The sequence below is a fragment of the Streptomyces sp. NBC_00075 genome, from assembly GCF_045041225.1.
GTDB classification, from domain to species: Bacteria; Actinomycetota; Actinomycetes; order Streptomycetales; family Streptomycetaceae; genus Streptomyces; species Streptomyces adonidis.
Window position 1 is genome coordinate 4,883,055 of sequence record NZ_CP108243.1, and the last position, 22,228, is coordinate 4,905,282.

18 protein-coding genes are annotated in these 22,228 nt (G+C 70.2%); 10 read left to right on the forward strand and 8 right to left on the reverse strand.

Annotated elements, in window-relative coordinates:
- Nucleotides 1–137: 137 nt before the first annotated feature.
- The 8 genes from OG787_RS21150 (at nt 138) to OG787_RS21185 (ending at nt 10,383) form a co-directional block, all read left to right on the forward strand.
- A complete protein-coding gene (locus OG787_RS21150; protein WP_405536033.1) occupies nt 138–4,166 on the forward strand; it encodes a hypothetical protein in 4,029 nt (1,342 codons plus the stop codon).
- Between the two features lie 232 nt (nt 4,167–4,398).
- The gene (locus OG787_RS21155; RefSeq protein ID WP_405536034.1) at nt 4,399–5,187 is read left to right on the forward strand and encodes a GntR family transcriptional regulator; all 789 of its coding nucleotides are present in this window, start codon (nt 4,399–4,401) and stop codon (nt 5,185–5,187) included.
- Nucleotides 5,188–5,195: 8 nt separating this feature from the next.
- A complete protein-coding gene (locus OG787_RS21160; RefSeq protein WP_405536035.1) occupies nt 5,196–5,966 on the forward strand; it encodes a glycosyltransferase family 2 protein in 771 nt (256 codons plus the stop codon).
- 77 nt (nt 5,967–6,043) lie between these two features.
- Nucleotides 6,044–6,985, forward strand: coding sequence for a hypothetical protein (locus OG787_RS21165; RefSeq protein WP_405536036.1), 942 nt, complete (start codon nt 6,044–6,046; stop codon nt 6,983–6,985).
- Nucleotides 6,986–7,298: 313 nt separating this feature from the next.
- Nucleotides 7,299–8,234, forward strand: coding sequence for a helix-turn-helix domain-containing protein (locus OG787_RS21170; RefSeq protein ID WP_405536037.1), 936 nt, complete (start codon nt 7,299–7,301; stop codon nt 8,232–8,234).
- Entirely contained in the window at nt 8,231–8,434 is a 204-nt protein-coding gene (locus OG787_RS21175; protein ID WP_405536038.1) for a toxin-antitoxin system HicB family antitoxin, read from the forward strand. The genes OG787_RS21170 and OG787_RS21175 overlap by 4 nt, the downstream gene beginning before the upstream one ends.
- The gene (locus OG787_RS21180; protein ID WP_405536039.1) at nt 8,431–8,736 is read left to right on the forward strand and encodes a type II toxin-antitoxin system PemK/MazF family toxin; all 306 of its coding nucleotides are present in this window, start codon (nt 8,431–8,433) and stop codon (nt 8,734–8,736) included. The genes OG787_RS21175 and OG787_RS21180 overlap by 4 nt, the downstream gene beginning before the upstream one ends.
- Nucleotides 8,737–8,907: 171 nt before the next feature.
- Complete coding sequence (locus OG787_RS21185; protein WP_405536040.1) at nt 8,908–10,383, forward strand: MFS transporter; 1,476 nt, start codon at nt 8,908–8,910, stop codon at nt 10,381–10,383.
- Between the two features lie 42 nt (nt 10,384–10,425).
- Here OG787_RS21185 and OG787_RS21190 read toward each other — a convergent pair whose 3' ends face one another.
- On the reverse strand, nt 10,426–11,370 hold the full coding sequence (locus OG787_RS21190) for an FkbM family methyltransferase (RefSeq protein ID WP_405536041.1): 945 nt from the start codon (nt 11,368–11,370) through the stop codon (nt 10,426–10,428).
- A gap of 130 nt (nt 11,371–11,500) precedes the next feature.
- Between OG787_RS21190 and OG787_RS21195 the strand changes: the two genes are divergently transcribed.
- Nucleotides 11,501–12,067 (forward strand): hypothetical protein, encoded by a 567-nt coding sequence (locus OG787_RS21195; RefSeq protein ID WP_405536042.1) that lies wholly within the window; start codon nt 11,501–11,503, stop codon nt 12,065–12,067.
- Between the two features lie 22 nt (nt 12,068–12,089).
- Here the strand turns inward: OG787_RS21195 and OG787_RS21200 are convergent, their stop codons facing one another.
- The 7 genes from OG787_RS21200 to OG787_RS21230 form a co-directional block, all read right to left on the reverse strand.
- Complete coding sequence (locus tag OG787_RS21200) at nt 12,090–13,394, reverse strand: amidohydrolase family protein (protein WP_405536043.1); 1,305 nt, start codon at nt 13,392–13,394, stop codon at nt 12,090–12,092.
- Between the two features lie 171 nt (nt 13,395–13,565).
- Entirely contained in the window at nt 13,566–14,264 is a 699-nt protein-coding gene (urtE, locus tag OG787_RS21205) for an urea ABC transporter ATP-binding subunit UrtE (RefSeq protein WP_405540540.1), read from the reverse strand.
- Between the two features lie 17 nt (nt 14,265–14,281).
- On the reverse strand, nt 14,282–15,049 hold the full coding sequence (gene urtD, locus OG787_RS21210) for an urea ABC transporter ATP-binding protein UrtD (RefSeq protein WP_369036803.1): 768 nt from the start codon (nt 15,047–15,049) through the stop codon (nt 14,282–14,284).
- Entirely contained in the window at nt 15,046–16,173 is a 1,128-nt protein-coding gene (gene urtC, locus OG787_RS21215) for an urea ABC transporter permease subunit UrtC (protein ID WP_405536044.1), read from the reverse strand. Before urtC ends, urtD begins: the two co-directional genes overlap by 4 nt.
- On the reverse strand, nt 16,170–17,057 hold the full coding sequence (gene urtB / locus OG787_RS21220) for an urea ABC transporter permease subunit UrtB (RefSeq protein ID WP_369036801.1): 888 nt from the start codon (nt 17,055–17,057) through the stop codon (nt 16,170–16,172). The genes urtC and urtB overlap by 4 nt, the downstream gene beginning before the upstream one ends.
- 553 nt (nt 17,058–17,610) lie before the next feature.
- Entirely contained in the window at nt 17,611–18,864 is a 1,254-nt protein-coding gene (gene urtA, locus OG787_RS21225) for an urea ABC transporter substrate-binding protein (protein WP_369037939.1), read from the reverse strand.
- A 150-nt stretch (nt 18,865–19,014) separates the two neighbouring features.
- Complete coding sequence (locus OG787_RS21230; RefSeq protein ID WP_369037938.1) at nt 19,015–20,133, reverse strand: substrate-binding domain-containing protein; 1,119 nt, start codon at nt 20,131–20,133, stop codon at nt 19,015–19,017.
- A gap of 139 nt (nt 20,134–20,272) precedes the next feature.
- Between OG787_RS21230 and OG787_RS21235 the strand changes: the two genes are divergently transcribed.
- On the forward strand, nt 20,273–22,201 hold the full coding sequence (locus OG787_RS21235; protein WP_405540541.1) for an NAD-binding protein: 1,929 nt from the start codon (nt 20,273–20,275) through the stop codon (nt 22,199–22,201).
- The last annotated feature ends 27 nt before the right edge of the window (nt 22,202–22,228 follow it).

Below are 22,228 nucleotides of genomic sequence, written 5' to 3' on the forward strand. Positions count from 1 at the left end.
CCTGCCATTCAGGGCCCGAGGAGAGGAGGTTCCGGTGTGGGCCCGAACGCTTAACCGCAGGTCAGCCGTATAGAGTGGGTTTTCCGGTCCGGATGAGACCGGACGACGCCGGATGACCGACGCGGGGGAAGTTAGGGGTGGAGACCTTGAGTTCCGACTCAGGGGCACGCACGGCCTTCGCGGAGCGACTCGCGCTGTTGTACAAGGAGGCCGGCAATCCTCCCCTCAAGCGTGTGGCCGAAGCCGTCGTCCAAATGCAGCGGGTCGACGAGCGCGGGCGGCCCGTGCGGGTGTCCGTGCAGCGGATCAGCGACTGGCGGCGGGCCAGGAACGTACCCGCCCAGTTCGCCGCCCTGGCCGCCGTACTGAGCGTCCTCGTCCCGCAGGCCCGCCGTGCCCGGCCCGTCCCGGTCTCTCCCGGACTGTACGACATGGTCCAGTGGCAGCGGCTGTGGGAGCGGGCCGTCGCCGACCCCGTCGGTGACCGGGCCCCGGGCTCCCTGGACGAGGAGGAACCGCCCGCCGGCGAGATCACGCCCGTGCCGGGCGCGGTGTGCCCCTACCGTGGCCTCGCCTCGTACCGGCTGGAGGACACCCGCTGGTTCTTCGGGCGTGAGCGCAGCACCGATGCGCTTGTTGCCCAGCTTCGTGCCGCCGAGACCGCGGACACGGGTAGCGGTGGGCTGGTCATGCTCGTGGGGGCTTCTGGGGCGGGCAAGTCCTCGTTGCTCAGCGCCGGGCTCGTGCCCGCCTTGCAGGAAGGCGCGCTGGGCGGGGCGGGGCAGCAGGCACGCGAGGTCGTCCAGCTCGTTCCGGGTGCCGATCCGCTCGCCGAGCTGATCCTTCGTATACCCGGGCTCTCCGAAGTCCTGACCTCTGCCGCCGAGCCCGGTACTCCCGAATTCGCCCATGCCGTACGGGAGACCGTCGGCGCCTGGGCACGCCGTGACGGTGGGAGCGCTGCCACCCGGCCCGTCGTCATCGTCGACCAGTTCGAGGAAGCCTTCACCCTCTGCCCGGACGAGACGGTCCGCAACACCTTCATCCAGTTGCTGCACGCCGCCGCCTCGCCCCCCGGGCCCGGTGAGCGGGCCGGGGCCGACGGGTGGGCGCCCGTGCTCGTCGTCCTCGGTATCCGTGCCGACTTCTACGACCAGTGCCTGCGCCATCCCGAACTCGCCGACGCGCTCCAGCACCGGCACATGGTCCTCGGACCACTGACCACCGCCGAGTTGCGGGAGGCCGTGATCGGCCCCGCGAAGGCCGTCGGCCTGGAGCTGGAGCCGGGGCTCGCCGAGCTGATCGTGCGGGAGGTGAGCGCCGACGGGCCGCGCGGGGCGCACGACGCGGGCGTCCTGCCGATGCTCTCGCACGCCCTGCTCGCCACCTGGCAGCGCCGCAAGTCGGGGCGGCTGACGCTCTCCGGCTATCGCGCGGCCGGCGGGATCCAGGGCGCGGTCGCCGCGACCGCCGAGCACGCCTGGACCGGGCTCGACCCGGCGGCCCGTACCGCCGCCCGGCTGCTGCTGCTCCGGCTGGTGCGGTTGGGCGAGGACACGCAGGCCACCCGACGGCGGGGTACGCGACGGCAGTTGGCCGCCGAGTCGACCGACCCGGGCAAGACGGAGGAGTCCCTCGAAGCGCTCGTACGCGCCCGGCTGGTGACGCTCGACGCGGAGAGCGTGGAGATCACCCACGAGGCGCTGCTGCACGCCTGGCCACGGCTGCGCGACTGGATCGACGAGGACCGGGGCGGCAATCTGCTGCGCCAGCGCGTGGAGGAGGACAGCAGATCCTGGGAGCAGTCGAAGCGCGACTCCGCGCTCCTCTACCGGGGCTCCCGGCTCGAACAGGCGCACACCTGGGCGAAGGCCGCCGGTGACACCTATCTGACCCGTGGCGCGAAGGAGTTCCTGGCCGCGTCGGCCCGGCTGCGCCGGCGTACCGTCCTGATCAGCCGGGCCGCCGTCGCCGCGCTGGTCGCGCTGGCCGTGCTGGCGGGCGGTGCGGCGCTGATCGCCCGGCAGCAGCGGGACGACGCCGTGTTCGAGCAGGTGCTCGCCGAGGCGGACCGCGTGCAGTCCTCGGACCCGTCGCTGTCGGCGCAGCTGAGCCTGGTCGCCCACGCGCTCCGCCCGGACAACGCGGACACCCGCAGCCGACTGGTGTCGATCGTGAACACCCCGCTGGCCACCTCGCTGATCGGCCACACCGGCGCCGTCTACCTCACGACGTTCAGCCCGGACGGCAAGCTGCTCGCCACCGCCAGCTACGACGGGACCGTGCGCCTGTGGGACGTGGCGAACCGGGCGCGGCCCAAGGCTCTCGGCAAACCCATTGAGGCGAACGCGAGCTGGGTGAGCAGCGCGGTCTTCAGCCCCGACGGGAAGACCCTCGTCAGCGCGGGCGACGACGGCACGATCCGCCGCTGGGACGTGTCCGACCCGGCGCACCCCGAGGCGCTCGGCACGCCGCTGAACGGGCATGACGGCACGATCTATCTGATCGCCTTCAGCCCGGACGGCCGTACGCTCGCCTCGGCCAGCGAGGACCGCACGGTCGGCCTGTGGAACATGACCGACCCGGCCGCCCCCAAGCGGATCGGCACCCTCACCGGGGCGGGCGCCGCCGTGCGCGCGATCGCGTACAGCCCCGACGGCCGCGTGCTCGCGGCGGGCGGCGACGACAACACGATCCGGCTGTACGACGTGTCGAATCCGCGCGATCCGAAGGCGTACGGCACGAAGCTGACCGGGCACACGGACCTGGTGCACTCGGTGGCCTTCAGCCCCGACGGCCGCACCCTCGCCAGCGGCGCCGCCGACGACACGATCCGCCTGTGGGACGTGTCCGACCCCGCGCACGCCGCCCAGCTCGGCCCGCCGCTGACCGGGCACACCGACGCGATCTGGTCGGTGGCGTTCAGCCCGGACGGGACGACGCTGGCCGCCGCGAGCGCGGACAGCACGGCGACCCTGTGGAACGTCAGCGACCCGGAGTACCCCTCGCAGGTCGGCGAGCCCCTCGCGGGCAGCAGCGGCGAGATGTACGCGCTGGGCTTCAGCCCGGACGGCCGTACGCTCGCCACCGGCAGCGGCGACAGCAGGGTGCGGCTCTGGTCGCTGCCGACGTCGGACATGATCGGCCGGCTCGGTGTGTTCCGTCCGGACGGCAAGGTGCTCGCCACGGGCTCGCGCGACGGACGGGTGCGGCTGTGGAACGTGGAGCGGCCCGACCACCCGGTGGCGCTGAGCGCACCGTTCACACCCGGGGGCGGCGAGGTACGGACGCCGGCGTTCTCGGCCGACGGCCGGACGCTCGGGATGGCGAGCGGGGACAGCACGGTCCAGCTGTGGAACGTCAGCGATCCGAAGCATCCCGTCGCCTGGGCGCCGCCCGTCCAGCTGAAGACCCGGTTCGCGGCGGCGGTGGCGTTCAGCCCGGACGGACGCACGCTCGCCACGGCGTACGAGGACTTCACCGTCCAGCTGTGGGACCTGAGCGACCCGGCCCATCTGCGCCCGCTCGGCAAGCAGCTCACCGGCCACACGGGCTACATCAACGGCCTCGCCTTCAGCAAGGACGGCCGTACGCTGGCCAGCGCCGGCGCGGACGGCACGATCCGCCTGTGGAACGTCACCGCCCCGGCGAAGGCGACCCTGCTCGGCAAAGCGCTCAAGGGCCACCTCGGTCCCGTCAACGAGCTGGCCTACAGTCCGGACGGCCGTACGCTGGCCAGCGCGAGCGACGACGGCACGGTCCGGCTCTGGGACGTCACCGACCCGGCGAAGGCGCACAGCCTGGGCTCTCCGCTCGCCGGGCACACCGAGGCGGTCGACTCGCTGTCGTTCAGCCCGGACGGACATGCCCTGGCCAGCGGCGGCAACGACAACGCTGTCCGGCTCTGGGACGTCTCCGACCCCGCCGACGCCAAGGCCATCGGGCAGTCGATGAGCCCCAACGCCAAGACGGGCAACTTCCTGGCGTTCAGCCCGCGCGGCGGCATCGTCGGGGTGTCGAGCGGCGCGGACACGGTCCGGCTGTGGAATCTCGACATCGACAAGGCCGTCGACCACATCTGCGCGACCACGCGGGGCGTACTGACCGCCGAGAGGTGGCACGAGTATCTGCCCCGTTTGTCGTACGAGCCGCCGTGTGACGCGTGAGGTGTGACCGGAGGATGGTTGTAGTGCTGGAGGGGCCAAAGAGAGTGATCCCGATCACAACTGGTCGTTGTACCAGAGCAGTCGGCTCCCACTGAGCAGTCAGCCTTGTTACCCTTGGCCAGAGCCCGATCGCTGGTGCATCCCCCGTCGCCAGCGGTCGGGTTCTTTTATGTCTCCAAGAGGTCATCTCCTCCACTCGTCAAGACCTCTTGAGGAGTCGTACGCTGAGATCATGCCCAAGGCGTACGAAGTGATCGCCGACGATCTCCGCCGTTCGATCCGCGAGGGCGAACGGAAGCCGGGCGACCGGCTCCCGGCGGAGACGGAGCTGGCGAGGACGTACCGGCGCAGTGTCCCGACCGTGCAGAACGCGCTGCGGCTGCTGACCGAGGAAGGGCTGCTGGACAAGCAGCACGGCCGTGGCAACTTCGTCCGCCGCGCCCGCACCCTGGCCGTCCGGGACAACGGGCGGCACCAGTGGGAGAAGAACCGGGCGCGCCGGCCGAAGTCCGAGCGGGCGGTGACGGGCGCCACGGAGCACGACACCGGCCTGGAACTCCGGGACCTCGTCTTCTACGCCAGGTACCGCGAGATCGCGGCGCCGGAGGAGCTGGCAGCCGAGTTCGGTGTCCCGCAGGGCACGGTGCTGGTGGAGCGCACGTACCGAACTCGGTACGAGGCGGAGACGGCCCCGTTCAACCTGGTCACGTCCTACCTCCTCCGCGACATGATCGCCGCCAACCCGGCCCTCCTCGACGACACCAACGAACCGTGGCCCGGCGGCACCCCGGCCCAACTCCACACGGTGGGAATCGAGTTGGACCGGGTCGAGGAACGCTTCACGGCCCGGCCGCCGACCCCGGAGGAGGCGGCCGAGCTGGAACTCCCGCCAGGAACCTCGGTGATCCTCCTGCGCAAGAAGTCGTACGACATCCATGACCGCGTGGTGGACGTCTCGCATGTGACGCTCCCCGGCGACCGCACGGAACTGCTCTTCACCACTCCCCTGGAAAGGTGGTGAGTGCTGCCGTGCCCCGGCGCATCATCATCGTCACCGCTGTCCACGCCCCGTCGGCCCGCTTCCTCCCGGAGGCCTACAAGTCCCTGTGCGAACAGGAGTTGCCGCCCGGCTGGAGCTGGCACTGGCTGATCCAGGAGGACGGGAGGACGGACGAGGTACGCCCGTACGTCCCCGACGACGAGCGCGTCACCTTCCGGCAGGGCCGCGCGGGCGGGCCGGGTGTCGCCCGCACGATCGCGCTGGCGGCGGCGGACGGCCCGTACGTCAAGATCCTTGACGCGGACGACCAGTTGGCGCCGGGCGCGCTGGCGCGGGACCTGGCCGCGCTGGAGGCGGACGCCTCGCTCGGATGGGCGACGTCGCGTGTTCTGGACCTGCTGCCCGACGGCTCCACGGCCGGGTTCCCGGGTGATCCGGAGGCCGGCGTGATCGAGCGGGGTGCGGTGCTCGACTTCTGGAAGGCCAACGGTTTCCGCGCGCAGGTCCATCCGGCGACGCTGTGCGTACGCCGGGACCTGCTGCTGGCCCTGGGCGGGTGGATGGCCCTGCCCGCCTCCGAGGACACGGGGCTGCTGCTGGCGCTGAACGCGGTGAGCCGGGGGTGGTTCTCGCCGGAGGTGGGGCTGCTCTACCGGAAGTGGGAGGGGCAGGCGACGGGCCAGGCGGCGCATGTGGACTCGGGTGAGCGGGAGGCCCGGATGGGGGTCGTGGAGGCGCGGGCTCGGGCGTTGGCGGAGCTGGGGTGGGGGTATTCGGGCCCGGGTCCGGGGCAGGGGTGACGGCAGTCGCGTTTGGTGGACACGTTGGTGGGCGTCAACTCCTCGTCGTACGCGCCTAGTTGGTGTGAGATGGGGTGATGTGGAAACGACGTGAAGCGAAGCGGCGGCAGCGCGAGGGGATGCTCGACTCCGAGGCCGCGCGACTGACCGAGCAGGCGATGCTCCTCTTCTACGACGCCGACTACGAAGCCGTTCTGCCGCTGATCGACCGCGCGGTGCAGCTGACGACCAAGGCCCACGGCGACCAGCCGCGCTTCGGCTCCGACCAGTACGCCCTGGGTGACCGCTTACGCTGGCGCGCCGAGACCCACCAGGCGCTGGGGGACCCCGGGTCGGCGCTGCGGGACGCGACGAGGGCGCTGGCCCTGTTCGAGGCGGAGGGCAGCAGCCGGTACCCGCTGCTGATACCCATGGTGCACGTCCAACTGAGCCTCCTGTACGCCGTGTTGGGCGACGCGGCGGAGTCGCGGCGGCACGGCGAGTCGATCGAGCCGTTCCGGGAGAGCCTCGTCTCCGGCGGCCAGGGGGCACTGCTGGCGGCCAAGGCACTCGCCGAGTACGCGACCGCGATGTGGCACATCGGCGAGCGTGACCTCGGGACGGCCGCCGCCCGCGAGTCCATCGCCGCGTACCGGAGCGATCTGGGCTCGGTGTTCAGGCGCGACAGCCGTATCACATTCGCGCGGATCGTCTACCAGCTGTCGCTGGAGCTGGAGCCGCCCGACCCTCGCGACGCCATGGAGGTCCTGCTGATGCTCCAGGACATCGTGGAGCAACTGATCCTGGTGATCCCGTGGAGCCTGACGCCGTTCGCGGAACCCCGTTTCCGCACCCACGGGGTGGCATTGCTGAACACCCTCGAACGGCAAGGGGTTTGGGCGGCGGCGCTGGACGAGCCGCAGCTCGCCGCCCGCTTCCAGCAGCTCTCCCAGCACCTGCTGGAAATGCCGACGCGGGAGTGGAGGCCGGTCATCGAGGAGTCGAGGACCATGCTGGAGACGAGGGCGGGGTCTTCCTGACATCAGCGTTCGGTACCTCAGCGTTCGGCGTGTCACCGGAACCCGATTCCCCGTGTTCCGGCGGGACCAGCGCTCCCCCCAAAGAACCGTAGAGAGAAAGAACCCCACCAAACCCCACCCCTCCCGCCCGCCGCCGAGGCCCGTCACTCCCCCGAGTGAACATCACCAACTCAGCTGGATTTGTGCCCGGTTGCCTGCCTTACGCTCAGCGCAGCAGCACGACCACAGACACCCCCAGACAGACGACGGCCCTCGCCGGGACTGGCATCCCAATGCGAGGGCCTGACCACCTAGGAAGACATCACCTTCCCGAATGGACACGCAAAACCCTAGCGCGCCCCCGTGCGCCGAAGCCCGTCCCGCGGGCAAAAATCACCCCCACCGGCGCCCCAATTCCGGCGTTTCCGGCATCGTCCACGACAACGCCCGGCACACCACCCGCTTCACGGTGATCGGCAACCACCTCGCCCAGCACCGCGAGCTGTCGCTGCTCGCCATCGGGCTCGCCGTCCACATCCAGTCGCTGCCGACCGGTGCCCGCGTCGACATCAAGACGCTCACCGCCCGCTTTCCGGAAGGGGCGGCCCGTATCGCCGCCGCCCTGCGCGAACTGGAGACCCACGGCTACCTGAGCCGTTCCCGCGAACGCACCTCCACCGGCCGCATCATCACCCGCACGGTCTCCTGCAACCGCCCCGGCCACCACACCGAGCCCACGGCGGACACCGAGGCGAGGTCCAGCCGCCCTGCCCCAGCTGCTCCGCCGAAGAAGCGCGGCCCGCGCAAGCCCCTCCCCGCCGTACCGCAGCCCTCGTACAAGGGACCGGGGCTCCTCCAGGCGGCCACCGACCTCGTCGCCGGTCTCCGCCGCCACGACCCCGACCTGCTTCTCTCGGCCTGCGACACGGCCCACCTGGCCCCGGGAGTCGCCGCCTGGCTGGAGAACGGCGCCAGCCCCACCTCCGTACGGCACGCCCTGCTCAACGACCTCCCGCCGGAGGGAATGCGCCGCCCGGCCGCCTTCCTGGCCCACCGCCTGACGGCCCAGCTGCCACCTCCGACCGCCTTCGGAAACCCGTACTCGCAGCAGCAGCCGGAGCCCGTCCCGGTCCGCCACCCACTCCAGAACTGCCAGGGTTGCGACCGAGGATTCCGGGGGCCCGAGCAGGGGCGCTGTCCCGGCTGCCGGGGCGACCTCGCCGGAAGCGCCTTCACGGTGCACGGCGCGACGACTACTCTGGTGGCATGAGTGTATTCACGGTCCGCATACCAGATGATCTCGACGCCGAGGTGCGCAAGGCCGCAGCAGAGGCGGGGCTCTCGTTGAACGCCTACATGGTCCGCACCCTGCGCGAGCAGACACTGCGGGAAGCGCTGGCCGCCGTGGACAGTGAAGGTGTGCTGCTGGTCGACACCGGCGACGACGATCCGGCGGAGGACATCCGTTGAAGCGGGGCTCGGTCTGGGAAGTTCCGGTCGGCGAGGCCACTCGTACGGTCGTCGTGCTCTCCATCGACGAAGTGAACGCGAAGTTCCAGGCCGCCGTGTGTCTGCTCCTGCATCCGGCGGGCGCCTACCCGGACACCCTGGTCTCCGTACCGATCACCGATCCTGTGCACGCGGTCGCGGTGCCCGTGAACATCACCCAGTACGCGGCCCGGCGCTTCGAGAACGCCAAGCGACTGGGCGCGGTCACACCCGAGACGATGGAACGCATCGAGCGCGCCGTTCGCTCCGTCATGGGCCTGTAGGGGCGCAGCGGACGTCGGCCGTCAGGAGCCGCCGCCCCCTCTTCTTGGTCTCCGGGCCAGGTGTACTCTCGGAGCACTGGAAGTAGAAACGCGTGCTCACTGCTGGGCAGGGACACGCGCGCATACGTGACTCGGACGGGTCGCCACTTCTTCACCTCGAAGGAGTGCGCAGTGAACGTCCGTCGCCATCTTCCTGATCTCCCCGATCTTTCTGGAGCTGATCCCTCTCTTCCGCCTCGCTCCCTCCGGGAAGCCTGGGTCGCCCTCGCCGGGCTGTCCGCGGTCTTCCTGTTCGAGATGCTCGACAACTCGGTCCTCAACGTCGCACTGCCCACCATCGGCCGCGAGCTGTCCGCGTCGACGACCGTGCTTCAGTGGGTCACGGGCGTGTACGCCGTCGTGTTCGGCGGGCTGATGCTCGCCCTCGGCGCGCTGGCCGACCGGGTCGGCCGCCGCAAGGTCATGCTGGTCGGGCTGGTGCTGCTGGGTGCGGCGAGTCTGGCGACCGCGTTCGTCACGACGGCGGGGCAACTCATCGCGATCCGGGCGGCGATGGGCGTCGCCGCCGCGATGACGACGCCGGGCTCCCTCGCCCTGGCGTTCCGTCTGTTCGACGAGGACGGGCTCCGCGTCCGTGCGACCACGTTGATCTCGACCGTGGGTCTGGTCGGGCTCGCGATCGGGCCCACGGCGGGCGGCCTCGTACTCGCCTTCGCTCCTTGGCAGGTGCTGCTGCTGGTCAACGTACCGATCGCCGCACTCGCGTTCCTCGGCATCCGCCGCGGCATCCCCGCCGACCGGGCGGACGAGCTCCACCGCGACCCGATCGACGGCGCGGGTGCCCTCCTCGGCACGGCCACGATCGTGCTCGCGCTGGTCACGCCGACGCTGTTCGTCGACGCGGGCACCGCGTCGCCGCTCCCGTGGCTGACCACGGCGGCGGCGGCCGTGACGGCCGTGCTGTTCGTCCTCCGGGAGCGTTCCGCCCGCCATCCGCTGCTCGACCTCGGACTCGTCGCCCGCCCGCTCGTGTCGAGCGGTCTGGCGTTCAAGGCCGCCGCAGCCCTCGCGACCGCCGGCCTCGGCTACCTCGTGACCCTCCAGCTCCAGCTCGACCGGGGCTGGACGCCCACCCAGGCGGCTCTGGGGATGTTGCCGCAGGTCGTCGTGCTCATCGCGGGCGGTGCTCTGATCGGTCCGCTGGTCGCACGCGTCGGTCTCGACAAGGCCGCCCGGCTCAGCGCGGGCGCTGTCGTGTCCGGGCTCGCCGTCTACGGGCTGCTGGGCCGCTTCGGGTACGTGTGGATCGCCCTCGCACTCGTGCTCGTCGCCGCCGGTATGCGCGTCGTGGGTGTCGTCGCCGGGACCAACGTGATGCGTGGCCTCCCGGCCGACCGCACCACCGTCGGAGCGGCGCTGGTGGACACCGCGGGCGAAGTCACCACCGGAATCGGCATCGCCGTCAGCGGGACCATCCTCGCGGCGCTCTTCACCGGCGACATCGCCACGTCGAACTGGAGCGCCGACCAGACCGCCGAGTTCCGCGAGGCGGTCACCTGGGCAGGCCTCGCCCTCACTGTCCTGGCGGCGGCGCTGGTGGGATGGGGAATCGCCCGCGCCCGTCGCGCCGCAGTCGTCGACGAGTAGACGAGTGGACGAGGTATCGAGGCCCGGTGTTCGGGCCCGGTGTCAGGGCAGCCTCTCCGCGTCCACCCGCGAGAAGATCAGGTCGCTCTCCCCCACCACCGGGCCCCGCCACCTCTCCGGTACGCCGATCTCGCCCGGGTTCGCCGCCAGCGCGTACGCGTAGCTCTCCGGGGCGTAGCTGTTCGGGAGGCGGTAGAGGTGGAAGCCCGCCTCTCGCATCGTCTTCAGCAACTCCTCTGCCGAGTCGCCCAGTTGGGCCATGCGGTCGGGGGTCACCTCGACCGTGATCTCCGCGTCGGGGCGGAGTTTCGGCAGCATGGGCGCCAGGCCCCGTACGACGCTCCCCTCCGCGCCCTCCACGTCGATCTTGATGACGCGGGCGTTCTCGATCTCCTCCGGTTCGAGGAGTTCGGGCAGCGGGCGGGCCTCGATGTCGAAGGTGGACTCCGTCGGGCCGTCCCACGGGACGATGCTGTTGGCGCCCATGTTCTGCGAGCTGGAGAGGATGAAGGTCAGGGTGCGGTGGCTGTCCGACACCGCCGCGTTCAGTGACCTGATGTTGCGGCAGTCGTTCAGGGCGCTCTGGCGCAGGAGGATGTCGTGGAAGGTCTGGGACGCCTCGATCGATACCACCCGGCCCTTGTCACCCACCAGGCGCGAGGCCAGCACACTGAACACCCCGACATTCGCGCCGACGTCCACGAACGTGTCCCCGGGGCGCAGCCTGCGGCTGAGCCAGGCCGACATATGGGGTTCCCAGACGCCGAAGAGGTAGACGTAGCGCTGGATCAGGTCCTGGGTGTCGACCGCGAAGCGGGCGCCGGAGCGGGTCTCGACCACCCGGCGGCGCGGGTGCTCGCGCAGGTGGGGGTTGAGGAAGCGGGCCGCCAGCAGCGCCTTGCCGACGGAGCCCGGGGCCTTCCGTACGTACTGGCGGCCAAGGGTCACCAGGATCTCCGACAGCCCCGCCGTGGGAACACCGCTCATGCGATCCGCCTCTCCACCGATCCGGGACCAACCTACTCCGGTCCCTGTCATGGCCTCTGCCGGGCACCTCTCCCATCTCCTAAGATCATCCGACGGAGACTCACATACGGGCACGGGGGACGGGGACACGATGGGAACCGGTGAGCAACTCATCACCGTAGGAGCCGTGTTGCTCGGCGCGCTCACCACGCACGCGACCAACTACCTGATGGAGCGCGGCCGTAACCGCTACCAGCTGCTGACCCGCTGGGACGACAGGAAGATCGAGACGTACGCGGAGTACGTCGACGCGGCGAAGATGCGCATCGCGAACGCCGTCCGGGTCTACGAGGCCAGGGAAGGGCTGCGCGACGAGCACCGGCCCATGCCGGAGCTGCGGGAGGATCTGTCGGACGCGAGCCGGCGGTGGGGGTCGGCGTTCGAGCGGGTCATGCTGCTCGGGGGCGACGACGCCATCGAGGCCGGGCACGAACTCAACACCGTGCTCTCCGAGATCGACTGGCAGGCCACCGGGCGGATCAGCGGAACCCTGGAGGAGTGGCGGGAGCGGCACCGGGGCGCCTTCCGGTGCATCAACGCCTTTCACGAGGCCGCCCGCGTCGACCTCGGGATCCAGGGCAGCGTCACGGGCGAGAAGCATCCCGAGCGGGATCTTCTGCTGCCGTCCGCCCGGCACAACCGGCAGGACGGCAGCTAGCTCCAGCTACTTACCTACCTGGCTACCTGCCCGCCGCCGCTGCCGCCACCGCCGCCCGTGCGCGCGACCTGAACGCCTCCAACTTGTCCACCGGCTCCGTCAGTTGGCGGCTCCGGGAGCGGATGCTGACATCGTGGCCCTCGGACGTCTTGCGCAGGGCGCCGACCGTGGCCTGCCCCTTCGGGATGTGGGAGAAGGGGTCGAAGGAGTACCAGCGCATCGCGTTCTCGTGGGTCATCTTGACGATGTCCTCGTCCGGGACGGAGTGCTTCTCCAGGACGCCGTGGATCTGCTCCGGCGCGTCCGGCCACATGGAGTCGCTGTGCGGGTAGTCGCCCTCCCAGCAGATGTTGTCGATGCCGATCTCGTGCCGCAGCTTCACACCCAGGTCGTCGCTGATGAAGCAGGTCAGGAAGTGGTCGCGGAACACCTCGGACGGCAGCTTGCCGCCGAAGTCCTGGAGCGTCCAGGTCGCGTGCATCTCGAAGGTGCGGTCGACGCGCTCCAGGAAGTACGGGATCCAGCCCGTGCCGCCCTCCGACAGCGCGATCTTCAGGTCCGGGTACTCCTTGACGACCCGGGACCAGAGCAGGTCGGCCGCCGCCGACACCAGGTTGATCGGCTGGAGGGTGATCATCACGTCCGGCGGTGAGTCGACGGCCGGGATGGCCAGCCGCCCGGACGAGCCGATGTGGATCGACATCACCGTGTCCGTGTCGGACAGCGCCTGCCACAGCGGGTTCCAGTACTCGTCGTGGAAGCTCGGGTAGCCGAGGGCGGCCGGGTTCTCCGGGAAGGTCAGGCTGTGGCAGCCCTTTTCGGCCACCCGCCGGACCTCCGCCGCGCACAGCTCCGCCGACCAGATCGCGGGCAGCGCCATGGGGATGAAGCGGCCCGGGTACGCCCCGCACCACTCGTCGATGTGCCAGTCGTTGTACGCCCGCACCAGCGCCAACGAGAAGTCCTGGTCCTCCGTCGCGAACATCCGCGCGGCGAAGCCGGGGAAGGACGGGAAGTTCATCTGGGCCAGCACACCACCGGCGTTCATGTCCTTGATGCGCTCGTGCACGTCGTAACAGCCCGGCCTGATCTCGTCCATGCCCTGGGGGTCGAGGCCGTACTCCTCCTTGGGCCGCCCGGCGACCGCGTTCAGCGCGGCGTTGCCGACCGTGTTGTCGCGGAACTGCCACACGTCACTGCCGTCCTCGCGGTGGATCAGCTTCGGCGCGTCGTCCAGATACCGCTTCGGGAGGTGGTTCACGAAGATGTCCGGCGGCTCGATGATGTGGTCGTCCACGCTGATGAGGATCAGGTCGTCCCGTTCCATGACGTTCCTCCGCAGTTACTCCGCAGTGATTCGACTGTGCCTCGACGGTGATTCTGACCTTCTCTGTCAACGTAAATTAGCTTCTCACTATCAGAGAATCAACCGTTCGGACGGAGCAGGAGGGGCCCGGTCCGCAGTGCGGACCGGGCCCCTCCTCCACTTCGCTTCCGTTCAGACGCTCAGCGCCGCCCTCACCGTCTGCTCGGCCCCGGCTCCGCCCTCGCCGGACGAGGTCACGCGGCCCGCCTCCAGTACGTAGTAGTGCTGGGCGGCCCGCATCGCGAAGCCCACGTGCTGCTCGACGAGGAGGACCGAGAGGCCGCCCCTCGCCGCCAGGGTCAGGATCGTCTCCTCGATCTCGGCGACCACCGACGGCTGGATGCCCTCCGTCGGCTCGTCGAGGAGGAGCAGGCTCGGGCGGGTCACCAGGGCCCGGGCCAGGGCGAGTTGCTGGCGCTGGCCGCCCGAGAGCAACCCCGCCCGGCGGCCCGACAGTTCGCGCAGGGCCGGGAAGAGGTCCAGCGCCTCGGCGACCGCCTCCTTCCCGTCCGCCCGTCCGTCGGCGACGAGTTGGAGGTTCTCGGCGGTGGTGAGATGCGGGAACGACTGCTGTCCCTGCGGTACGTACGCCATTCCGCGCGCCACCCGCTGGTGCGGGGAGAGCCGGGTGATGTCCTCGCCGTTCAGCAGGACCTTTCCGGCCGTCGGCTTCAGCAGGCCCATGGCCGCCCGCAGCAACGTGCTCTTGCCCGCGCCGTTGTGGCCGAGAACGGCGGCCACCCCGTCCTTCGGCACGGCCACGGTCACGCCGTGCAGGACGGTCGTACGGTCATAGCCCGCCCGTACGTCGGTGATCTCCAGCAGAGACATGGACTTGGGCATCGCCATCACGCCTCCTCTCCAACAGGTATGGGAGCGGGCTCCGTTGCGCGGCCGAGGTAGACCTCCTGGACCCTCGGGTCCGCCTGGACCTCCGTCACCGTGCCCTCGCTGAGCACCTTGCCCGCGTGCAGGACGCTGACGCTGCGTGCGAACGAGCGCATGAAGTCCATGTCGTGCTCGATGACGACGACCGTGTGGTCCTCGCTCACCCGCTGGAGCAGTTCGCCGGTCGCCTCGCGCTCCTCGTGGCTCATCCCGGCCACCGGTTCGTCGAGCAGCAGCAGCCGTACGTCCTGGACGAGCAGCATGCCGATCTCCAGCCACTGCTTCTGGCCGTGGGCCAGGGCTCCCGCCGGGCGGTCGGCCAGTGCGGTCAGGCCGGTGGTCTCCAGGGCCCTCGTCACCGGCTCCGGAACTCCCTTCCGGCGGCGGAGCATCGTCCACATGCCGCGTCCGGCGCCCGCCGCGATGTCCAGGTTCTGGAGCACGGTCAGCTCCTCGAACACCGTCGCCGTCTGGAACGTACGGCCGATGCCCATGCGCGCGATCCGCTGCACCGGCTTGCCGAGCAGCTCCTCGTCGCCGAAGCGGACCGAGCCCGTCGCCTTCACCAGGCCGGTGACGGCGTCGACGAGAGTCGTCTTGCCCGCGCCGTTCGGCCCGATGAGGAACCTCAAGTCACCTGATTCCACGGTCAGGTCGACGCCGTCGACCGCCGTGAAGCCGTCGAAGGTGACCCTCAGGTCGCTGATCGTCAGCGCCGCGCCGCTCATGCCGTACCTCCCGAACTCTCTTGGCGTGTACGGCGGTTGCGGGCCACCGTCCACAGGGACGCCAGGCCGCCGGGCAGGAAGCCGACCGCCAGCACGAACAACAGGCCCTGGAAGTACGTCCATCCGGCCGGGTACGCGTCCGACAGCGTGCTCTGCGTCCAGGCGACCGCGATCGCCCCGAGCACCGCGCCCACGAGCGACGCCCGGCCGCCGACCGCCGCGCCGATGACGAAGCCGATCGACGGCACGATCCCGATCAGCGCCGGGGAGATGATCCCGACGGCGGGCACGAAGAGCGCGCCCGCCAGCCCTGCCATGCCCGCCGCGACGACGTACGCGACCAGCTTGACGTTGGCCGGGTTGTAGCCGAGGAAGCGGACCCGTTCCTCGGAATCCCTTACGGCGACGAGGAGTTCGCCGTACCGGCTGACGAACAGCTGGCGGGCGAGGGCCATGAGGAGCAGCAGGACGACGGCGATGACGAAGTAGACCATCCGCTGGTTGACCGGGTCGTCGAGCGAGTAGCCGAAGAAGCCCTGGATGTCGGTGAGGCCGTTCGTGCCGCCGGTGGTGGCCTGCTGGCCGATCAGCCAGATGGAGAGGGCTGCGGCGAGGGCCTGGCTGAGGATCGCGAAGTACGCGCCTTTGACTCGGCGCCGGAAGACGAGGAAGCCGAGCAGTGCGGCGACCGCCATGGGGAGGATCACGGTCATGGCGAGTGCGAACAGGGGGTTCGCGAACGGCTCCCACCACCAGGGGAGGGCGTCCCCGGTGCCGTACAGCTGCATGAAGTCGGGGAGTTTCTCGCCGGTGTCGGCGGCGTCGGCGAGCTTGAGGTGCATGGCCATGGCGTAGCCGCCGAGGCCGAAGAAGACGCCCTGGCCGAGGACGAGGAGTCCGCCACGGCCCCAGGCCAGGCTGACGCCGACGGCCACGATCGCGTAGCACAAGTACTTGGCGAGGAGGGCGAGTCGGAAGTCGGAGAGGGCCAACGGGGCTATGCCGAGGAGGAGTACGGCTCCCAGGGCGAAGCCGCCGGGGACTCGGAGGCGGTGGAGGAGGGGGGTCTGGGGTGGGGTGGGAGGGGTAACCGCCGTGGTGGGCTGGGGTGTTGTTGTTGTCATGCCAGGCTCCGGGTGCGCAGTGTGTACAGGCCCTGCGGTCGCCACTGGAGGAACGCGACGATCGCCACCAGGACGATGACCTTGGCGACGCTGACGGTGGTCGAGTATTCGAGCACCGATTGAAGGACGCCCAGTGCGAACGCGGTGATCACGCTGCCCTTGAGCTGGCCGATGCCGCCGACGACGACCACGAGGAAGGCGTCGACGATGTAGTTGGTGCCCATGGTCGGCCCGATCGGCCCGACGAGGGTCAGCGCTACGCCGGCCACTCCGGCAAGTCCCGAACCGATGAAGAACGTCATCCGGTCGACCTGGCCGGTGGCTATGCCGGACACCTCGGCGAGGTCGCGGTTCTGGACGACCGCCCTGATGCGGCGGCCCAGGGGGGTGAGGCGCAGGATCAGCGTGAGGGCGAGGACGCTCAGGAGGGCGAGGCCGAGGATGAACAGGCGGCTGTTGGCGAGGGTGATGCCGCCGCCGATCGAGATGTTGTCGGTGAGGACGTCGGGGGCGTGGGTCTGGACGTTGGGGGCGCCGAAGATGTCCCTGGCCAGTTGCTGGAGCATCAGGGAGACGCCCCAGGTGACGAGGAGGGTGTCCAGGGGGCGGGTGTAGAGGCGGCGGATGAGCAGCCACTCCAGGAGGGCGCCCATCAGACCCGCGACGACGAAGGCCACGGGCAGCGCGACCAGCAGCGAGATCCCGGCGCTGCTGATGGACTTCTGGAGGACGTAGGTCGTGTAGGCGCCGGCCATGATGAACTCGCCGTGGGCCATGTTGATCACGCCCATTTGGCCGAAGGTGAGGGTCAGGCCGAGGGCGATGAGGAGGAGGACGGCGCCGATGCTGATGCCGGTGAAGGATTGGTTGAGGATGACCGTCATGGAGCGGCTCCTGGTCGGGGGGCGGGGGTGCGGGTGGGGGTGCTTTTCCTCGCCCCCGCCGCCCCTACCCGTCCCATCCTTCTGGGGCTGCGCCCCAGACCCCCTGTCGCGCTGAACGCGCTCGTCCTCAAACGCCGGACGGGCTGAGGGGGGTGCAGGCGGGTGAGTGGGAAAGGCTCGGCCTGAACAGGCTTGTGCTCAAGCCTCGGACGGGCTGGGGGGTGCCTGGGGCGGGTGGGTGGGAAAGGCTCGGCCTCAACGGGCTTGTCCTCAAACGCCGGACGGGCTGAGGGGGGTGCAGGCGGGTGAGTGGGAAAGGCTCGGCCTCAACGGGCTTGTGCTCAAGCGTCGGACGGGCTGGGGGGGGGTGCCTGGGGCGGGTGGGCGGAAGATCGGCCTGAACGGGCTTGTCCTCAAGCGCCGGCCTGGCTGGAAGGTCAAGCGCCGGGGGCACCACATCCAGCCCGTCCGGCGTTTGAGGACGAAGGGGGGTCTGGGGGCGCAGCCCCCAGGGATGGGACGGGTAGGGGCGGCGGGGGCGGGAGAAGTGGGGTCAGGACAGGGACGCGGCCCAGTCGTAGCCCTTCAGGTACGGGTCCGGCTTGATGGGCTTGCCTGAGTTCCAGACCTCTGTGATCAGGCCGTCGGCCCCTACCTTGCCTATGCGGGCCGTCTTGTAGACGTGCTGGCTCGCACCGTCCACCGTCACCTCGCCCTCGGGCGCAGCGAACGTGATGCCGTCCGACGCCGCCTTCACCTTGGCTACGTCGAAGGAGCCCGCCTTCTCGACCATCTCCTTCCACAGGTACACCGAGATGTACGCCGCCTCCATCGGGTCGCTCGTCGGCTTCCCCTTGCCGTACGCCGCCTGGTACGCCGCGACGAACTTCGTGTTCGCCGCCCCCGGCGTCGTCTGGTAGTAGTTCCAGGCCGTCAACTGGCCCTCCAGATACTGCGTCCCGATGCTCTTCACCTCCTCCTCCGCGATCGACACCGACAGCACCGGCATGCTCTTCGCGGTCATCCCGGAGGACTTGTACTCCTTGAAAAACGCCACGTTGCTGTCACCGTTGAGGGTGTTGAACACGGCGTCCGCGCCGGAGTCCTTCACCTTGTTGACGATCGTGGAGAACTCCGTCGAGCCCAGCGGCGCGTAGTCCTCGCCGACCACCGTCATGCCCTTGGCCTTCGCGTACGCCTTGATGATTTTGTTGGCCGTGCGTGGGAAGACGTAGTCGCTGCCTACCAAGTAGAGCTTGGTCAGGCCCTGCTTCTTCAGGTAATCCAGCGCCGGCACGATCTGCTGATTCGTCGTCGCACCCGTGTAGAAGATGTACGGCGACTCCTCAAGTCCCTCGTACTGCACGGGGTAGAAGAGCAGCGACTTGTACCGCTCGAAGACGGGCTTCACCGCCTTGCGGCTGGACGAGGTCCAGCAGCCGAACGTCGCGACGACCTTGTCGTCCTTGATCAGCGCCTCCGCCTTCTCCGCGAAGGTCGGCCAGTCGGAGGCACCGTCCTGGCTGATCGGGTCCAGCTTCTTGCCCAGCACACCACCGGCCGCGTTGATCTCCTTCACCGCGAGCAACAGCGCGTTGTGGACGGTGACTTCACTGATGGCCATCGTGCCGGACAGCGAGTTGAGGAGACCGACCTTGACCGTGCTGCCGGAGGTGTCGCCCTTGACGCCGGCGTCGGAGGACGTGTCGGAACCGGTCTTGGCGCCACAGGCGCTGAGGGCGGCGGACGCGCCGACCACGGAAACTCCGGCCAACAGACCACGCCTGCTGATACTGAGCCCAGACATGCAGAACCGCCCTTGGGGAGGAGGGAGACGCGAGGGGGTAAGTGCGTCCACAGCCTGGGAGTTGACTGTTTCCAGGGCGTTTCCGTGCAATTGAAGAACAGTTTCCGACGGAACTAAATTTCTTCAATTAATGCTTCCGCACGGAAGCATCTATTTTCCGGATTCCAACTGGGCCACGACCGTGAAGTCCAGGCCGTCCGCCTCCGCCAGGTAGATGCGCTGGCGTACGTGCCGGTCGCGCAGGCGCAGGAGGCCGCGCGGGCCCTCGTACGACACCGCCTCCGCCGCCGCGCCGATCGCGGACACGTCGAGTGTGCGGGCGCGTTCGATCAGGGCGGCGAGCAGCAGCACGCCCTCGTAACAGGACTCGCCGAGGCTGCCGGGGGCCGGGGCGTCGATGCCGAAGCGGGCGGCGTAACTGCCGTGGAAGTCCAGGGTGTCCTGGTTGGCGAGGGAGGCGAAGAAGCCGGCCGTGCTGAACAGGTCGCGGGTCGCCTCGGGGCCACTGGCCATCAGCATGTTCTCGTCCATGAGGGTGCTGAGGCGCACGCTCCGCCGGTCCAGGCCGAAGGCGCCGAAGGCGCGGTTGAAGCGGACCGCGTCATTGCCGACCAGCAGCATCAACACCCCGTCGGCGTCCGCGTGTTCGATGCGGCGCAGTACGTCGGTGAAGTCGTCCGTGCCCAGCGGGAGGTACGCCTCCCCGCACACCCGGGCCCGGCTCTCGCGCGCGTACCGGCGGGCGGCGCGGGCCGTCTGACGGGGCCACACATAGTTGTTGCCGACGACGAACCAGCGCCGTACGCCCCGCGCCTCGCTGATCAGCCGCATCGCCGGCCGCAGCTGCCCGGCGGGCGTCTCGCTCGTCAGGAAGACGCCCTCGGTACGCTCGCCGCCCTCGTACAGGGCCGTGTACACGTACGGCACCCGGTGGGCGACCCGGGGCGCCAGGGCCTGCCGTACGGAGGAGATGTGCCAGCCGGTGACGCCCTGCACCACCCCGGTCGCGACCAGCGCCTCGACCTCCCCGGCGACCCGCTGCGGCTCGGCGCCCCCGTCGACCTCGATCAGCCGCAGTTCCTTGCCCAGGACCCCGCCCGCCCGGTTGACCTCCTCGACGGCCAGCCGCGCGCACGCCTCGCACGCCGGGCCGAAGATCCCGGCGGGCCCCTGCATCGGGTACACCAGCGCGACGTTCAGGGTCGCGTCGTCGGCCGTGAACCACTCGGGGGTGTGGAGCCGGGGAAGGCGGGGGTGGGGCCGGTGCATGGGGTCATGATTGCGGCATCGGACCCGGTCGGGAACCACCTGTCCCACTGAGGCAGTCTTTTCCCTCGTGGCGATCCTGGGGAACCTTCCGAGTCAGAGCGGACCGAACGGGCCGGGTACGGCTGATCCGGCCGGTCACATGATCGTGTGCGGCGACGACGGGCTCGCCCATCGGCTCGCCCACGAACTCCGGAACGTGTACGGCGAACAGGTCACCCTCGTCGTACCGCCCTCGGAGCGGAACGTGCGGCCGCCGGTGGTCGTACGGGCCGCCGGGACGGCGTCGGCGCTGCTGGACCGGGTGTCGGCGGTCGTCAACCGCGCGGCGGGCAACGGAACTACTCCTACTGGCGTCGGTGAACCCTCCCTGTACGAAGGGGTGTTGGAGGCCGTCGAGCTGACCGAGGCCGTGCTCGCCGAGGCGGGCGGGGAGCGGGCGGCGGCCCTGGCGCTCGTGTACGACGACGACGAGACCAACATCCGCGCCGCCCTCACCGCCCGCCGCCTCAACCCCCGCCTGCGGCTCGTACTCCGGCTCTACAACCGGCGATTGGGCCAGCACATCGAGGAACTCCTCGACCAGGCTTCGGCGTTGGCGGCGGTGGCAGCCATGGCCGAGGGTGACGGCAGTGGTGCGGACAGGAGGGTCGACGCGTCCACCACCGTCCTTTCCGACGCCGACACCGCCGCCCCCGCTCTCGCCGCCACCGCCATCACCGGTACCAGCAAGGTCGTCCAGACCGACGGGCTGCTGCTGCGCGCGGTGGAACGGCAGCCGCCCGCGCCGGGCGAGGTCGCCGACCCCGGCCTGTACACACTCGCCCTGCTCTCCACCACCAGCAGCGACCCGGCCGGCGCCGACGGCTCCGAGAGCAGCGGTGACCAGGGGCCCCGGCTGCTCCCCGACGCGGCGGCGGTCGCGGCGGCGACGGGACGCGGGACGGTCGTACTCCAGCAGGTGTCGTACGCGTACTCCGGGACGTCGATGTCGGGCGGGCGGGGCCGGGGCGTGGTGCCGCCGTTCGCGTCCCTCTTCTCCCGGCGGCTGCGGTGGTCGCTGGCGGGGATGGCCGGTTGCGTGATCGCCCTCGCGGTCGCACTGTCGGTCGCGACGGGCGACCATCCCGTCCACGCGACGTATCTGACCCTGCTCGACCTCTTCGCGATCAACGACCCCGCGATCGGGGCGTCGATGACCCGCCAGATCCTCCAACTCCTGTCCGGGCTGGTCGGGTTGCTGCTGCTGCCGGTGCTGCTGGCCGCGGTGCTGGAGGCGTTGGGCACTTTTCGCAGTGGTTCCGCGGTGCGCAAGCCGCCGCGTGGGCTGGGCGGGCATGTGGTGCTGCTCGGGCTCGGCAAGATCGGCACACGCGTGCTGACCCGTCTCCGCGAACTCAACATCCCGGTGGTGTGCGTCGAGGCGGACCCGGAGGCGCGGGGCCTCGCGACGGCACGGCGGCTTCGGGTGCCGGTGGTGCTGGGTGATGTGACCCAGGAGGGCGTCCTGGAGGCCGCGAAGATCAACCGTGCGCAGGCCCTCCTCGCCCTCACCAGCGCCGACACGACCAACCTGGAGGCGGTGCTGTACGGGCGTTCCGTACGGCCCGACCTGCGCGTCGTCCTGCGCCTGTACGACGACGACTTCGCCACCGCCGTGTACCGCACCCTGCGGGCGGCGCACCCCGGCGCGACCACCCGGAGCCGGAGCGTCTCACATCTGGCGGCGCCTGCCTTTGCCGGGGCGATGATGGGCCGCCAGACGCAGATCCTGGGCACGATCCCCGTCGAGCGGCGGGTGTTGTTGTTCGCGGCGATGCGGGTGGGTGGGCATGTGGAGTTGGAGGGGCGGACTGTGGGGGAGGCGTTTCGGGCGGGGGCGTGGAGGGTGCTGGCGTTGGATACGGGGGTGGGGGTGCCGGTGGAGGAGGGGCGGGCGTCGGGGCTGGTGTGGGATCTGCCGGAGACGTATGTGCTGCGGGCGGAGGATCGGGTGGTGCTGGCGGCTACTCGGCGGGGGTTGGCGGAGCTGTTGGGGAGACGGCGGGGGCGGGACCGGGCTGGGGCGTAGGTTTTTCGCCCCCGCCGCCCCTACCCG

Coding starts and splice junctions, on each gene's coding strand:
- OG787_RS21195 (WP_405536042.1), top strand. CDS start 11,501: ATGGGAACCGGTGAGCAACTCATCACCGTAGGAGCCGTGTTGCTCGGC.
- OG787_RS21170 (WP_405536037.1), top strand. CDS start 7,299: ATGGACACGCAAAACCCTAGCGCGCCCCCGTGCGCCGAAGCCCGTCCC.
- urtC (WP_405536044.1), bottom strand. CDS start 16,173: ATGACAACAACAACACCCCAGCCCACCACGGCGGTTACCCCTCCCACC.
- OG787_RS21155 (WP_405536034.1), top strand. CDS start 4,399: ATGCCCAAGGCGTACGAAGTGATCGCCGACGATCTCCGCCGTTCGATC.
- OG787_RS21165 (WP_405536036.1), top strand. CDS start 6,044: ATGTGGAAACGACGTGAAGCGAAGCGGCGGCAGCGCGAGGGGATGCTC.
- OG787_RS21175 (WP_405536038.1), top strand. CDS start 8,231: ATGAGTGTATTCACGGTCCGCATACCAGATGATCTCGACGCCGAGGTG.
- urtA (WP_369037939.1), bottom strand. CDS start 18,864: ATGTCTGGGCTCAGTATCAGCAGGCGTGGTCTGTTGGCCGGAGTTTCC.
- OG787_RS21190 (WP_405536041.1), bottom strand. CDS start 11,370: ATGAGCGGTGTTCCCACGGCGGGGCTGTCGGAGATCCTGGTGACCCTT.
- OG787_RS21200 (WP_405536043.1), bottom strand. CDS start 13,394: ATGGAACGGGACGACCTGATCCTCATCAGCGTGGACGACCACATCATC.
- urtE (WP_405540540.1), bottom strand. CDS start 14,264: ATGTCTCTGCTGGAGATCACCGACGTACGGGCGGGCTATGACCGTACG.
- urtD (WP_369036803.1), bottom strand. CDS start 15,049: ATGAGCGGCGCGGCGCTGACGATCAGCGACCTGAGGGTCACCTTCGAC.
- urtB (WP_369036801.1), bottom strand. CDS start 17,057: ATGACGGTCATCCTCAACCAATCCTTCACCGGCATCAGCATCGGCGCC.
- OG787_RS21230 (WP_369037938.1), bottom strand. CDS start 20,133: ATGCACCGGCCCCACCCCCGCCTTCCCCGGCTCCACACCCCCGAGTGG.
- OG787_RS21235 (WP_405540541.1), top strand. CDS start 20,273: ATGATCGTGTGCGGCGACGACGGGCTCGCCCATCGGCTCGCCCACGAA.